Origin of the sequence: uncultured Brevundimonas sp. (assembly GCF_963974615.1) — a bacterium.
Taxonomy (GTDB): Bacteria; Pseudomonadota; Alphaproteobacteria; order Caulobacterales; family Caulobacteraceae; genus Brevundimonas.
The window spans coordinates 76,669-89,684 of sequence record NZ_CAXBDH010000003.1 but is presented as its reverse complement, the minus strand read 5'-3'; the positions used below and the strand labels follow the sequence as shown (position 1 = coordinate 89,684).

Here is a 13,016-nt window from a genome sequence, read left to right as displayed (position 1 = left end):
ACCGGGCCTTCAGGCCGGGTTTTCCGCAAATTGGCCGCCGCGACGGTAGCGCCATAGATAGGACGGTGCGATGGCGTCGAGGCCGGTCGGTTCAATGCCGAGCGCGGCCAGGCCTTCCGCGTCCGGGCTGACAACGTTGTCGGTCTCCAGCATCTTCACCTGATCCGTGGTCAGCGCAGGCGCGAGACCGACCAGGGCGGTCAGCTGGGCCAGGCCACCGATCATGCGGGCGACGAAGAAGGGCAGGGGCACCAGCGGGCGCTGACGGTTGGTTTCACGCAGAACCAGTTTCAGCACATCCTCGAAGGTCAGGACTGCCGGCCCGCCCAGCTCGAAGGTGCGACCGGCGGCATCAGAACGCACCACGGCCCGGGCAATGGCTTCAGCGACGTCGCCGACATAAACCGGCTGGAACCGGGTCCGGCCGCCACCGATCAGCGGCAGGGCCGGGGCCATGGTCGCCATGGCCGCAAACCGGTTCAGGAAGTCGTCACCGGCACCGAACACGATCGAGGGCCGCACGATCACGGCGTCCGGCCTGGCGTTTCGAACGGCGGTTTCGCCCTCGGCCTTGGAGCGGGCATAGGCGGCACCGCTCTCGGGATTGGCTCCAATGGCGGAGATCTGCACCAGTCGATCCACCCCTCCGGCGGCACAGGCCTCGGCGATCAGACGCGCGCCATCGACGTGCAGGGCCTGGAATCTGCGGGACGGTGTTTCGTACAGGATGCCGACCAGATTGACCGCGGCCGTCGCGCCCCTGAGGGCGGCGGCGACGTCGGCTTCGTTGGTGATGTCGCAGAGCACGGGCTGGATCTGGCCGACATCACCTAATGGCTTCAGGTCATAGGCCAAGCCGGGCTGCCGCACGGCGACCCGCACGCGCCAGCCGCGTCTGGCCAGCGCACGAACCACCTGGGCACCGACGAAGCCGGAGCCGCCGAAGACAGTGACCAGGCCCGGGCTCAACTCACTCATGACGTGCTCCAGAAGAAAGTCTGCGCAGCCCGGAACACGGGCTGACCGGGGCGGGATAGACGATGCTTTTCCGCCCCGCAACGCAAAGACGGGAAAAGGATTGTTGACCCGCCCGGTACGCTGCCTTAAGGGTCCGCGCCTTCCGGACGGAAACGTCTGGGCCCAGGTGGCGGAATTGGTAGACGCGCTGGCTTCAGGTGCCAGTGATAGAAATGTCGTGGAGGTTCGAGTCCTCTCCTGGGCACCATATTTTCGGCGGCGCTGCATCCTTGCGATGCGGCGCCGTTCGTTTATCACCCGAACCTCGACCGCCTCCGCGGACGCCGTGCCACAGGGGGCGTCGTCACCGGGGGCGCATTTCTGACCGATAATGTTCTAGTATCGGTGTGATGAAAGCCCTGAACTCATGACCGTCCATCTGCACGAAGGCGACCTGCCCGATGATCTCGACCTCGGTCCCGAGGTCGCGATCGATTCCGAAACCATGGGATTGCGCCTGGGGCGTGACCCCCTGTGCGTGGTTCAGCTGTCGTCCGGCGACGGCGACGCCCATGTGGTGCGGCTGAACCGCCCGGCCTATGACTGCCCGAACCTGAAGCGGCTGATGGCCGATCCGAAGGTGCTCAAAATCTTTCATTTCGGCCGGTTCGACATTGGCATGGTGCAGCTGCACCTCGGGGTCGAGACCCGTCCGGTCTACTGCACCAAGATCGCCTCCAGGCTGGCCCGGACCTACACCGATCGCCACGGGCTCAAGGATGTTGCGCGCGAACTGGCGGGCATCGATCTGTCCAAGGCCCAGCAGAGCTCCGACTGGGGTGCGGCCGAGCTGAGCCCGGCCCAGCTGGAATATGCCGCTTCCGACGTGCTGTATCTGCACGCCATCAAGGCCAAACTCGACATGATGCTGGAGCGCGAGGGGCGAACCGAACTGGCCCGGGCCTGTTTCGACTTCCTGCCGGTCCGGGCCCGCCTCGACCTCGCCGGCTGGGACGAAGTCGACATCTTCGCCCATAGCTGACCCCGATGACCGACCAGGAGCGGCCAGAGGAGCGAATACGCGCTGACGAGGCCCGGGTGGCCGCGGCGGGTGAGCGCTGGCGGGTTCATTCCAGGCGGGTGCATCTGCTGCGAAGGATCCTGCCGATCCTGATTCTGGTGCTGGCGGGCGGAACGGTGACCTGGATGGTCTTTCGCAGCGTGATGTCCAATGTCGAGCGCAAGGCGGGCCAGAATCAGGAGATTCGTCTCGATAATCCGATGTTTCATGGTCAGGACGCCCAGGGGCGATCGTTTGTGATCGGGGCCCAGGGCGCGGTTCGTGACACTGACACCGGGCAGTTTCGTTTGATCGGGCCGGTGTTGCGGCTGAATCTGGGGGGGCGCAAGGTCACGGAAATGACCGCCGACGGCGGCCTCTACAACGAAGCGGCACGCACAGTGACGATCGGGCCCAATGTGAAAATCAGCGATGGCGGCTCCGGTTTCGTCCTGACCACGCCCGAGGCCGTGGTCGACACGGCGACGGGTATTGTGACCGGTTCAAAGGGTGTTGACGGGCAGGGGCCCCTTGGAACCATCTCCGCTTCGTCCTATGCGATCTATGATCAGGGCGAACGGGTGGTGTTCAGCGGCTCTGGTGAGAATAAGGTCCACGGTGTGTTCAACACCACGCGATCGGGTGGAAGAGAAGACCGATGATCAGATCAATTCTTGCAGGTGCCGCGGCGCTCGGCCTCGTTCTGGCCGCTGCGGCCGGCGCGGCGACGGCCCAGTCCCCTGTGAATCCCAGCAATCAGCCGATCATGATCGGGGCTGACCGCGCTGAGCGCACCCCAACCGGCTTTTCCCTGAGTGGCCGTGCCGAGGTGCTTCAGGGCGACAATCGCCTGCGCGCTGACGGAATCCAGGGCGTCGGCGGCGACTCGGGCGGCATCAGCCAGGTCACGGCTTCGGGCAATGTCTACTATGTCACCCCGACCGAGACGATCCGTGGTGACCGCGCCGTCTATACGGTGGCTACGGCCAACATCGTGATAACCGGCGAGGTGATCCTGACCCAGGGGCGCAACGTGCTGACGGGCCGGCGACTGACCTACAATATCGATACGGGAACCGCGCGCATGGAAGGCTCCTCCGACGGCGGCGCGGGGCAGCGTATCCAGGGCGTGTTCTATCCGCAAAAGAGCGGCGGCTGAGCCCCCGGGCCGGCTGGATCTGAACCGTGGCGCGCAAGGAACTTTCCGCACTCAATCTGGATGAAGCCCCGGTCGCCGATGTACCGGTCGAACCGTCGCGCGCTACGGGCCTCCGTGTCGAACACCTCGCCCGTTCATTCGGGGCCCGTCAGGTTGTGCGCGACGTCTCCCTGACGGTGCAGCGCGGCGAGGTCGCCGGCCTGCTGGGGCCCAACGGTGCGGGCAAGACCACCTGTTTCTACATGATCACCGGCCTGATCCCGCCAGACTCCGGCAGGATATGGCTGGACGGCGAGGATATCACGGCCCAACCGATGTACCAGCGCGCGCGCATGGGGCTGGGCTATCTGGCCCAGGAGCCCTCGATCTTTCGGGGCATGACGGTCGAGCAGAACATCCGCGCCGTGGCCGAGCTGCACCAGTCGGGGGCCGCCGCCGTCGCGGAAGAAACCACGCGTCTGCTCGAGGAATTGCGCATCGACCACCTGCGCCACGCTCCGGCGGCCGGCCTGTCCGGCGGCGAGCGGCGGCGCTGCGAGATCGCCCGGGCCCTGGCCGGCCGACCGTCCTTCATGCTGCTGGACGAGCCCTTCGCCGGTATTGACCCCCTGGCCATCGCCGACATCCGTCAGGTCATCGGTTATCTGTCCAGTCAGGGCATCGGGGTGCTGATCACCGATCACAATGTTCGCGAAACCCTCGACATCATCGACCATGCGACGATCATTTCGGGTGGTGCGGTGCTGTTCGCTGGTGCGGCCCAGGACATCATCCGTGATCCGGAGGTCCGCCGGGTCTATCTCGGCGACATGTACGGCTGAGCTTGTCGGCGTTCGCCGCTCGTTAACCGCTTCCCGGCATTCTGCCTGTAGCAAGTTTCGGGCCACGCCCGGCGACGAGGCTGTGGGGGCAATCCGAAGTGATCGGTCAGAGGCTTGAGGTACGGCAGGGCCAGGGACTGGTCATCACGCCCCAGCTGCAGCAGGCGATCAAGCTGCTGCAGCTGTCGAACCAGGAACTCGACGCCTTCGTCGAGGCCGAGATCGAGCGCAATCCGCTGCTGCAACGTGAAGAAGTCGAGGGCGATGCGCCGGACAGCCCTGTTGAGACCGTGTCTGCTGACAGCGCCGAACTGAGCTTTGAGGACGGTCGCGCCCGGGACGGGGAGCGCACGCTCGATGCCCGTGAGGACGATGTCTACGGCGACGCCACCCAGGGCGAGCGCGCCACCGACCGTATGGCCGACGAGGCCCAGCCGGGCCTGTCCGACTGGTCCCGGGCCGGCAAGGGCGGTTCCATCGCCGACGGCGAGGGCGGGGAACGTCCGGATCGCCGTGAGCTGACCCTGTGGGAGCACCTGCAGGCCCAGGCTTCATCGGCGGGCTTCGACACCACGGACCATGCCATTGCCCTCGCCCTGATCGACGGGGTCGACGAGGGCGGCTATCTGCGCGCCGAACTTGACGAGATCGCCGATCGACTGGGCTGCGCGCCCGATCGCATCGAGGCCGTTCTCGTCCTGTGCCAGGGCTTCGAGCCGACCGGAGTCATGGCCCGTTCCGTTCCCGAGTGCCTGAAGCTGCAACTGGTCGAGCGCAACCGTTTCGACCCGGCCATGGCCGCCCTGCTCGACAACCTCCAGCTTCTGGCCCGTCACGATCTGTCGGCCCTGCGCAAGGCCTGCGGCGTTGACGCCGAGGATATGGCCGAGATGATCGCCGAGCTGAAGGCGCTGACACCCCGTCCCGGGTCCGGCTTTGGTGGCGATCCGGCCCAGACCGTGATTCCCGATGTCCATGTCCGGGCCGATCCGGCCGGAGGCTGGCGGGTGGAATTAAACGCCGACAGCCTGCCACGCCTGCTGATGGACAAGCGCTATCATGGTGTCGTTGCCGCCGGAGCCAGGTCGGAAACCGAAAAGGCCTTTGTCGCCGACTGCGCCGCCCAGGCCAGCTGGCTGGTCAAGTCGCTGGACCAGCGGGCCAGAACCATTCTCAAGGTCTCGTCCGAAATCGTGCGCCAGCAAGACGCCTTTCTGGCCTTCGGTGTCGAATTCCTGCGTCCCCTGAACCTCAAGACGGTGGCCGAGGCCATCGGCATGCACGAATCGACCGTCAGCCGGGTGACTTCAAACAAATATGTTTCAACGCCGCGCGGCGTGTTCGAGCTGAAATTCTTCTTTACCGCAGCCATCCAGTCCTCCGACGGCGGGGCCCTGCATTCTGCGGAAGCGGTCCGGCATCGCATCCGCGCCATGATCGAGAGCGAAGCTCGCGACGGTGATATCCTGTCCGACGACCGCATTGTTGAGATCCTGCGGGAAGCGGGAATCGACATCGCCCGGCGCACGGTGGCGAAATATCGCGAAGCCCTGCGAATTCCGTCGTCGGTCGAGCGCAAGCGGATGCTGAGAAGCGGCTGAATTATCCCCGGTTGGCGACCACAATTCGGTGATCCCCGTTGACACCAAACGCGGGCGGCTGCGTTGTATTTCCATGCAGGTGCAAGTCAGCGGTAAGCATATGGATGTCGGCGAAGCGTTAGGCTCGCGCATCTCCCAGGAACTCCAGGAAAGCATCGGAAAATATTTCGAACGCGGCGGCTCAAAGGCCGAGGTCGTGGTGTCCAAGGACGGGTACGGCTTCAAGGTCGACTGCTGGGTCCGACTTGCTTCCGGTGAGGTGATCGTCACCACCGGACAGGGCGGTGACGCCCAGGGAGCCTTCACCGACGGCCTGGATAAACTTGAGAAACGGGTGCGACGCTACAAGCGCCGACTCAAGAACCACCATGCGGGCCCGCGGGGACTGTCCCCCGAGAAAACCGAGAACGCGGCCCGTGAAGTGGCCTCGATGACGGTGTTTCACAGTTCCGATGGGGATGAAGAGGATCTCGGGGATGCGGGCGCGGTCGACGAACAATCGTCGGTCGGCATGGTCATCGCCGAAACCGAGGCCGAAATTCGAACCCTGACGGTCGGGCGCGCTGTGATGGAGCTGGATATGACCGGCTATCCGGTGGTGCTGTTCCGCAATGCCGCTCATGGCGGGCTATCCGTGGTCTACCGCCGCCCGGACGGCAATATCGGGTGGATTGATCCTGAACGCACCAAGGCGGTCAGTGGACACCGTTCTGTAAACGGTTCCGGGTCATAGTGCTTTCCCTGACGGGCCGAAGCGTCTAGACGGCGCCCACCCCTCCGGGAATGATTGAGTAAGAGTCGGGGATAGTATGGACATCGGTGAATTGCTCAGCCAGGACGGCGTTGTCCTGCGCAGCGGAGCGTCGTCGAAGCGACAGGCTCTGCATGTTGTCGCTGAAGCTGCGGCCGCCACCCTCGGCCTCCCTGAGGCCCGGGTTCTGGAGGCGCTGCTTGAACGTGAGGCGTTGGGCTCGACCGGGCTGGGTTCGGGCGTCGCGGTTCCCCATGCCCGGATTGAAGGAATCGATCGTGTTTCGGCGGTGTTCGTGCGTCTGGACACGCCGGTTGCCTATGGTGCGGTGGATGATCGTCCGGTCGATCTCATGTTCGCCCTGTTCGCGCCGCCGCGCGACGGTGCCGACCACCTCCGGGCCCTGGCGGCCGCATCACGTGCGCTTCGGTCTCCGGCGCTGCGAGAGCATCTGCGTCAGGCGCACACGAGCGATGCGATCCATGCCCTGTTCGTACGCGAGGCTACGGCAACAGCCGCCTGACGACGTCGGGTCATACTGGCTGACAACGCGCCTCAGTGGACTGAAACGGGCTCCAGTTCGTTGGCCTCGGCGGCAGCGAAGGCGGCTTCGCGGTCCATCAGCACCGCCAGCCGCTGCCCATCGGCACCGTGCACCGCAAACAGGATCTGGTCCGGCCGGATCTCGAGTTCCCTGACGGTCATGTCCGGTGTGTCAGCAAGGACCTCTGCGGCCTTGATGGCCCGCACATAGACGAGAGCCGGCGCACCGAGCCCGGCGAAATCTTCTTGGGTCATCTTGATGGGGGTCATTTGAGCCCTTCTGTTTTCGGCCCTGCTTGCATGAGGGAAATCGGCGATCGAAGCGCTCCGGCGAGAGGCTGACGAAAGCCTACCCGGCTGTGATGGGGATTCTCTGAATCGTTACGGCATCGTCGGGGCGGCGCAGGTCGACATGCAGCAACCCGTGCTCCAGCCGGGCCGCCTCGACCTCCAGCCCGTCCGCCAGGACGAAACTGCGGACAAAACCGCGTCCGGCGATGCCGCGATGCAGGAAGGCCTGTTCGGCCTTGGCCGGTTCCTCGCGCTTGCCGGTGATGGTCAACTGTCGACCTTCGAGGGTGATGGCCAGGTCGTCCGGCGAAAAGCCGGCTACGGCCAAGCTGATGCGGACGGACGCTTCGTCGCATTGTTCAACATTGTACGGGGGATAGCTTTCCGCGGCGGCGCGTGCGGCCCGGTCAATCAGGGCGCGGGTATGATCAAAACCCAGTAAAAAGGGGCTGTCGAACAGGATGGTGCGCGTCGTCATTCTGAGGTCCTTGCGGAAGCGACCCAAGCCTTTGCGCCTCCCGGAAATCGGCAAGGCGGCGGCTTCAGATTGTAAATGGTGCGGCCTGTTCCCGAGTTCAAGCGGGCCCGAAAGGACGAAGGCCCCGCGGTTTCCCGCAGGGCCTTCGATGGTGGAGCTTAGCGGAGTCGAACCGCTGACCTCTTGCATGCCATGCAAGCGCTCTACCAGCTGAGCTAAAGCCCCGAACCTTTCGGTCGGATCGCTGAACACTCCGGAGGAGGGGTGCGGCGAGGCGGCGGAACCTATGTCAGGGTCTTGCGGTGATCAAGCCCGGTTCCGCCATTTATTTTCACCCCCGTTCAAACCGCCATCAGACGGGCTGAACGGCCCCGGATCAGTCCTCGTCCTTGGCCGGTTTTGACACGCTGCCGTCGAAGGCGTCGTCGTCCTCGTCTTCGATGAAGGGGACGGAATCGTCGTCGTCATCGTCGTCGAGAACATCGTCGTCGCCGTCCGTCGAGCCCATGCCCGACTCTTCGGAAGCGTCGGCGGCGGTATCGTCGTCGTCGTCAGGGGTCACGATCGGTTCGTGGCCTTCCTGATCGATTTCCGGCGTCGCGACCGTTTCTTCCTCGTCGTCGTCGTCGTCGGACGCCGGTTTTTTGGTGACGACCTCTTCGGTCTCGGTTTCGTCGTCGGCCGGATAACCGCCAGGACGGCCGCGACGGCTGCGCAGCTTCAGCGCCTCCTCGGGGTCGAATTCGTTGGCGCATTTGGGGCAGTGTGCCGGACGCCGGCCCAGATCATAGAATTTGGCTTGGCAGTTCGGGCAGACCTGCTTGGTACCCAGTTCGGGATTGGCCACGGTTGTACCTCTGGCAGGGGGTTGGAATTCGGGCGCGTCCCTTGCCACCCTGCGGGCCCGCTGTCAAAAGCCATCTTCGCGCCGCCGGCTTCGGGCCATGGTCGTCCTTCCACCATCAGAGAGCGCTGCGGGTGCCCACGCCCTTGAAATTGACCGCCCGACCGAGCCCGCCGCTGGCAGGTGTCGTTCGTGCGCCGGGCGACAAGTCAATTTCACACCGCGCCCTGATCCTCGGCGCAATGGCCACCGGCGTGACCGAAATCGAGGGTTTGCTGGAGGGGGAGGACATTCTGGCGACCGCGCGCGCCGTCGAGGCCTTCGGTGCGGGGGTCCAGCGGCTCGGTGACGGCAGATGGCGCGTCACGGGCCGGGGCGGGTTCAAAACGCCGGCCGGCGTCATCGACTGCGGCAATGCCGGTACCGGTGTGCGGCTGCTGATGGGGGCCGCTGCGGGCTATCCGATCATCGTGACCTTCGATGGTGACGCCAGCCTGCGGAAACGGCCGATGCAGCGGGTCAGCGAACCGCTGCAGGCGATGGGGGCCAATTTTGACGCGAGTCACCTGCCGTTCGAACAGGGGGGCGGGCATCTGCAGCCGATCGACCATGTCCAGACCGTCGCTTCGGCCCAGGTGAAGTCGGCGATCCTGCTGGCGGCCCTCAATGCCGATGGAGTTACCTCGGTGACCGAGCCGGTAAAGAGCCGCGACCATACTGAACGGATGCTGCGCGCCTTTGGTGCGACCGTGGAGGTTGAGCCGTCCGGTGACGGCTGGTGCATCCGGCTGCAGGGCGGCCAGACCCTGACGGGCACCGCCGTCGCTGTGCCGGGCGACCCGTCCTCGGCCGCCTTCCCGCTGGCCGCCGGCCTGATCGTGCCCGGCTCGGAGGTCACCGTCGAGGGGGTGATGCTGAACCCGCTGCGTACCGGCCTGTTCGACACCTGGATCGAGATGGGCGCGGATCTGACCGTCACCAACCGCCGCATGGCCGGCGGCGAGGAGGTCGGGGATGTCACCGCCCGGTACTCGGCCCTGACGGGTGTGATCGTGCCGCCTGAACGGGCGGCGTCGATGATCGACGAATACCCGATCCTGGCCGCGACCGCCGCCTTCGCCGAGGGGCGCACCGTCATGCGCGGCATCGGCGAGATGCGGCTCAAGGAGAGTGACCGCATCGCCCTGATGGTCGCTGGTCTGACCGCCTGCGGCGTCACGGTCGAGGAGGAGCCGGAAGGCTTCATCGTCACCGGCGGCCCGGTGCGGGGCGGCGCGACCGTGACCACCCACGGTGACCATCGCATCGCCATGAGCCATCTGGTGCTCGGCCTCGCCGCCCAAAATGCCGTTACTGTCGACGAGCCCGGCATGATTGCCACCAGCTTTCCGGGCTTTGTGGAGTTGATGCGCGGCCTCGGGGCCGATATCGCCACTGTTGAATGACACGTCCCCTGATCATCGCCGTCGACGGCCCCGCCGCCTCAGGCAAGGGCACGATCGCCGCCCGGCTGGCGCACCATTATGGCCTGCCGTACCTGGATACGGGTCTTCTCTATCGTGCGGTCGGCCTGAGTCTTCAGGACGCGAACCTGTCCCTCGATGACGCGGTCGCGGCCGAGGCTGTGGCCCGGGCCCTGAAGGTCGACGGCCTGCACGACGTCGAACGATTGACTGACCGTGGTGCCGGCGAGGCCGCCAGCCGGGTCGCCGGTCACCCGGGCGTACGGGATGCCTTGCTGGACCTGCAGCAGGCATTTGCCCGGCAGGCGGGCGGGGCTGTGCTGGACGGACGGGATATCGGCACGGTGATTGCCCCGGATGCGGCGGCCAAGCTGTTCGTCATGGCCACTCCCGAGGTCCGCGCCCGGCGCCGCTGGCTGCAACTGACGGCCCGCGGCGAGGACATCCCGTTTGAGGACATGCTGGCCGACATTATCCGTCGCGACGAGCGGGACGCCGGGCGGGGCGCGGCCCCGATGATCCAGGCAGGCGACGCCGTCTTGCTGGATACGACTGAAATGGGTATAGAGACGGCCTTCGATGCGGCCCGCCGTATCGTCGAGGCGGCGCGCGTCCGACACGGTCTGTAAGATCCAGGACAAATCCAACGCGTCATTCTCGGCTTCCGCGGGTGTTCTGGCTCAATATGGCCTCGCGTCGCTACGACTTGATTCCCATTTATCTTCACCTCGCGCGGGGCCGTTCGGTCACGCGCCACAACCCATTCAGAAACCCCATAGCTTCATGACTGACACACAATCCTTCACCCCCTCGCGTGACGATTTCGCCGCGCTGCTCGACGAACAACTGCAGGGCCGCGACCTCGGCGAAGGCCAGGTCATTCACGGCCTCGTCGTCGGCATCGAAAAAGACGTCGTCATCATCGACGTCGGCCTCAAGACCGAAGGTCGCATCGCCATGCGCGAATTCGGCCAGGGCGACGGCGCGGCCCTGCCCAAGGTCGGCGACAACGTCGAGGTCTATCTGGAGCGCGTCGAGAACGCCCTGGGTGAAGCTGTCATCAGCCGCGACAAGGCGCGTCGCGAGGAAGCCTGGACCCGTCTGGAACTGGTCTTCGCCGAAGAGCAGCCGGTCATGGGGGCCATCGTCGGCCGCGTGAAGGGTGGCTTCACCGTCGACCTCGGCGGCGCATCCGCCTTCCTGCCGGGTTCGCAGGTCGACATCCGCCCTGTGCGCGACGTCGCTCCGCTGATGGGCAAGGAACAGCCCTTCGCCATCCTGAAAATGGACCGTCCGCGCGGCAACATCGTCGTCTCGCGTCGCGCCATCCTGGAAGAAGCCCGCGCCGAACAGCGCACCGAGCTGGTTGGCCAGCTGCAAGAGGGTGAAGTCCGCGAAGGCGTGGTCAAGAACATCACCGACTACGGCGCGTTCGTGGATCTGGGCGGCATCGACGGCCTGCTGCACGTCACCGACATGTCGTGGAAGCGCGTCTCGCATCCGAGCCAGGTCCTGGCCGTGGGCGACACCGTCAAGGTCCAGATCGTCAAGATCAACCCGGACACCCAGCGCATCAGCCTCGGCATGAAGCAGCTGCAGTCGGACCCGTGGGATGGCGTTGAAGCCAAATACCCGGTCGGTGCCAAATATACCGGCCGTATCACCAACATCACCGACTACGGCGCATTCGTTGAGCTGGAAGCCGGCGTTGAAGGTCTGGTCCACGTCTCGGAAATGTCCTGGACCAAGAAGAACGTCCACCCCGGCAAGATCGTCTCGACCTCGCAGGAAGTCGACGTCGTGGTTCTGGATGTCGACGCCTCCAAGCGCCGCATCTCGCTGGGCCTGAAGCAGGCCCAGGACAATCCGTGGGATGCCTTTGTGGCCGCCAACCCGATCGGCTCGACCGTCGAGGGCGAGGTCAAGAACGCCACCGAGTTCGGTCTGTTCATCGGTCTCGACAACGACATCGACGGCATGGTCCACCTGTCGGACCTCGACTGGAACGTCTCGGGCGAAGAAGCCATCCAGCGCTATCGCAAGGGTGAGACGGTCAAGGCCAAGGTTCTGGACGTCGACGTCGAGAAGGAACGCGTCTCGTTGGGCATCAAGCAGCTCGGCGGCGATCCGATGGAAGGCGACCCCTACAAGAAGAACCAGCAGGTCACCGTCACCGTCACGGCGATCGAAACCGGCGGCATCGAAGTCAAATTCGGTGAAGACGACGCGCCGGTCTCGGCCTTCGTTCGCAAGTCCGACCTGTCGCGCGACCGGGCCGAACAGCGCCCCGAGCGCTACGCCGTGGGTGACCGCGTCGACGCCATGATCACCGGCATCGACAAGGCCACGCGCCGCGTCTCGGTGTCGATCAAGGCGCTGGAGATGAAGGACGAGGCTTCGGCTATCGAACAGTTCGGTTCGTCGGATTCCGGCGCGTCGCTGGGCGATATCCTCGGAGCCGCCCTGCGCGAAAAGGCCAGCACGAAGGAATAGTTTCTGCCTTCGACCAGATGAATGGGGCGACCGGAGCGATCCGGTCGCCCTTTTTCATGCGCAATCGCCCTCAGTCTATGGTCAGGCCGGGCGATATGTGTACGGATGCGAGCGTTCGACGGACGAATTGCCTTGAATCCTTTCCGAGGCTCTTTTTCAGCTGGCGGGCGAAGACTAGGGTGTTCCGGCAAGCGGGCCGGGCCGGGACACAGTGTATCCGGGACGATGGAACAGGGCGGGGAGCTGACGATGATCAAATCCGAGCTGATCGAGAAGCTGGCGGTAGAAAACCCTCACCTTACCCACGCCGAGGTCGAACGGGTCGTGAACATCGTGCTGGGACAGATGATCGACTCCCTGGGCGATGGCGGTCGGGTCGAGATCCGTGGCTTCGGCGCGTTTTCTGTTCGCAGCCGGCCTGCCCGTGCCGGTCGCAACCCCCGAACCGGGGAAGCCGTCGACGTGCCCGCGAAAGCCGTGCCCTTTTTCAAGAGCGGCAAGGAACTCCGTGAACGCCTGAATGCGTCGGGCGACGCCTGACCAGGAATGTAGCTC

Annotated in this window: 15 protein-coding genes and 2 tRNA genes; 12 read left to right on the top strand and 5 right to left on the bottom strand. The window is 65.1% G+C overall.

Features of this window, described 5'->3' with window-relative positions; translation table 11 throughout:
• Window positions 1-9: 9 nt before the first annotated feature.
• Window positions 10-978, bottom strand: coding sequence for a complex I NDUFA9 subunit family protein (locus AAC050_RS02770; protein ID WP_339913524.1), 969 nt, complete (start codon window positions 976-978; stop codon window positions 10-12).
• 160 nt (window positions 979-1,138) lie between these two features.
• Between AAC050_RS02770 and AAC050_RS02765 the strand changes: the two genes are divergently transcribed.
• The 8 genes from AAC050_RS02765 to AAC050_RS02730 all read left to right on the top strand — a co-directional run bounded on the left by AAC050_RS02765 (window position 1,139) and on the right by AAC050_RS02730 (window position 6,872).
• Window positions 1,139-1,225 (top strand) — tRNA-Leu (locus AAC050_RS02765).
• A 159-nt stretch (window positions 1,226-1,384) separates the two neighbouring features.
• Window positions 1,385-1,999 carry a ribonuclease D gene (locus AAC050_RS02760; RefSeq protein ID WP_339913523.1) on the top strand — a complete coding sequence of 205 codons (615 nt, stop codon included), beginning with the start codon at window positions 1,385-1,387 and terminating at the stop codon, window positions 1,997-1,999.
• A 5-nt stretch (window positions 2,000-2,004) separates the two neighbouring features.
• On the top strand, window positions 2,005-2,679 hold the full coding sequence (lptC, locus tag AAC050_RS02755) for an LPS export ABC transporter periplasmic protein LptC (protein WP_339913522.1): 675 nt from the start codon (window positions 2,005-2,007) through the stop codon (window positions 2,677-2,679).
• Complete coding sequence (locus AAC050_RS02750; RefSeq protein ID WP_339913521.1) at window positions 2,676-3,176, top strand: LptA/OstA family protein; 501 nt, start codon at window positions 2,676-2,678, stop codon at window positions 3,174-3,176. The genes lptC and AAC050_RS02750 overlap by 4 nt, the downstream gene beginning before the upstream one ends.
• A 26-nt stretch (window positions 3,177-3,202) precedes the next feature.
• Window positions 3,203-3,997, top strand: coding sequence for an LPS export ABC transporter ATP-binding protein (gene lptB / locus AAC050_RS02745; RefSeq protein WP_339913520.1), 795 nt, complete (start codon window positions 3,203-3,205; stop codon window positions 3,995-3,997).
• A 98-nt stretch (window positions 3,998-4,095) separates the two neighbouring features.
• The gene (gene rpoN / locus AAC050_RS02740; protein ID WP_339913519.1) at window positions 4,096-5,598 is read left to right on the top strand and encodes an RNA polymerase factor sigma-54; all 1,503 of its coding nucleotides are present in this window, start codon (window positions 4,096-4,098) and stop codon (window positions 5,596-5,598) included.
• 73 nt (window positions 5,599-5,671) lie between these two features.
• The gene (raiA, locus tag AAC050_RS02735) at window positions 5,672-6,331 is read left to right on the top strand and encodes a ribosome-associated translation inhibitor RaiA (protein ID WP_339913518.1); all 660 of its coding nucleotides are present in this window, start codon (window positions 5,672-5,674) and stop codon (window positions 6,329-6,331) included.
• Between the two features lie 76 nt (window positions 6,332-6,407).
• Window positions 6,408-6,872: a PTS sugar transporter subunit IIA gene (locus tag AAC050_RS02730; protein ID WP_339913517.1), complete on the top strand. Its 465-nt coding sequence runs from the start codon at window positions 6,408-6,410 to the stop codon at window positions 6,870-6,872.
• 32 nt (window positions 6,873-6,904) lie between these two features.
• Here AAC050_RS02730 and AAC050_RS02725 read toward each other — a convergent pair whose 3' ends face one another.
• The 4 genes from AAC050_RS02725 to AAC050_RS02710 all read right to left on the bottom strand — a co-directional run bounded on the left by AAC050_RS02725 (window position 6,905) and on the right by AAC050_RS02710 (window position 8,508).
• Window positions 6,905-7,162: a DUF1150 family protein gene (locus AAC050_RS02725; protein WP_339913516.1), complete on the bottom strand. Its 258-nt coding sequence runs from the start codon at window positions 7,160-7,162 to the stop codon at window positions 6,905-6,907.
• A 79-nt stretch (window positions 7,163-7,241) separates the two neighbouring features.
• Entirely contained in the window at window positions 7,242-7,661 is a 420-nt protein-coding gene (locus AAC050_RS02720) for an Hsp20 family protein (RefSeq protein ID WP_339913515.1), read from the bottom strand.
• Window positions 7,662-7,810: 149 nt separating this feature from the next.
• A tRNA-Ala gene (locus AAC050_RS02715) sits at window positions 7,811-7,886 on the bottom strand.
• A 151-nt stretch (window positions 7,887-8,037) separates the two neighbouring features.
• Window positions 8,038-8,508 carry a TIGR02300 family protein gene (locus AAC050_RS02710; RefSeq protein ID WP_339913514.1) on the bottom strand — a complete coding sequence of 157 codons (471 nt, stop codon included), beginning with the start codon at window positions 8,506-8,508 and terminating at the stop codon, window positions 8,038-8,040.
• A 143-nt stretch (window positions 8,509-8,651) separates the two neighbouring features.
• Here AAC050_RS02710 and aroA point away from each other — a divergent pair, with 143 nt between their 5' ends.
• The 4 genes from aroA (at window position 8,652) to AAC050_RS02690 (ending at window position 13,001) form a co-directional block, all read left to right on the top strand.
• Window positions 8,652-9,950 carry a 3-phosphoshikimate 1-carboxyvinyltransferase gene (aroA, locus tag AAC050_RS02705; protein WP_339913628.1) on the top strand — a complete coding sequence of 433 codons (1,299 nt, stop codon included), beginning with the start codon at window positions 8,652-8,654 and terminating at the stop codon, window positions 9,948-9,950.
• Window positions 9,947-10,597 (top strand): (d)CMP kinase, encoded by a 651-nt coding sequence (gene cmk / locus AAC050_RS02700; RefSeq protein ID WP_339913513.1) that lies wholly within the window; start codon window positions 9,947-9,949, stop codon window positions 10,595-10,597. Before aroA ends, cmk begins: the two co-directional genes overlap by 4 nt.
• A 154-nt stretch (window positions 10,598-10,751) precedes the next feature.
• Window positions 10,752-12,461: a 30S ribosomal protein S1 gene (gene rpsA / locus AAC050_RS02695; RefSeq protein ID WP_339913512.1), complete on the top strand. Its 1,710-nt coding sequence runs from the start codon at window positions 10,752-10,754 to the stop codon at window positions 12,459-12,461.
• Between the two features lie 249 nt (window positions 12,462-12,710).
• Window positions 12,711-13,001 (top strand): integration host factor subunit beta, encoded by a 291-nt coding sequence (locus AAC050_RS02690; RefSeq protein ID WP_339913511.1) that lies wholly within the window; start codon window positions 12,711-12,713, stop codon window positions 12,999-13,001.
• Window positions 13,002-13,016: the final 15 nt, after the last annotated feature.

Excerpts from the sequence above, each read along its gene's own strand:
- AAC050_RS02770 (WP_339913524.1), bottom strand. The coding sequence starts at position 978 with ATGAGTGAGTTGAGCCCGGGCCTGGTCACTGTCTTCGGCGGCTCCGGC.
- AAC050_RS02760 (WP_339913523.1), top strand. The coding sequence starts at position 1,385 with ATGACCGTCCATCTGCACGAAGGCGACCTGCCCGATGATCTCGACCTC.
- lptC (WP_339913522.1), top strand. The coding sequence starts at position 2,005 with ATGACCGACCAGGAGCGGCCAGAGGAGCGAATACGCGCTGACGAGGCC.
- AAC050_RS02750 (WP_339913521.1), top strand. The coding sequence starts at position 2,676 with ATGATCAGATCAATTCTTGCAGGTGCCGCGGCGCTCGGCCTCGTTCTG.
- raiA (WP_339913518.1), top strand. The coding sequence starts at position 5,672 with ATGCAGGTGCAAGTCAGCGGTAAGCATATGGATGTCGGCGAAGCGTTA.
- AAC050_RS02730 (WP_339913517.1), top strand. The coding sequence starts at position 6,408 with ATGGACATCGGTGAATTGCTCAGCCAGGACGGCGTTGTCCTGCGCAGC.
- AAC050_RS02725 (WP_339913516.1), bottom strand. The coding sequence starts at position 7,162 with ATGACCCCCATCAAGATGACCCAAGAAGATTTCGCCGGGCTCGGTGCG.
- AAC050_RS02720 (WP_339913515.1), bottom strand. The coding sequence starts at position 7,661 with ATGACGACGCGCACCATCCTGTTCGACAGCCCCTTTTTACTGGGTTTT.
- cmk (WP_339913513.1), top strand. The coding sequence starts at position 9,947 with ATGACACGTCCCCTGATCATCGCCGTCGACGGCCCCGCCGCCTCAGGC.
- rpsA (WP_339913512.1), top strand. The coding sequence starts at position 10,752 with ATGACTGACACACAATCCTTCACCCCCTCGCGTGACGATTTCGCCGCG.
- AAC050_RS02690 (WP_339913511.1), top strand. The coding sequence starts at position 12,711 with ATGATCAAATCCGAGCTGATCGAGAAGCTGGCGGTAGAAAACCCTCAC.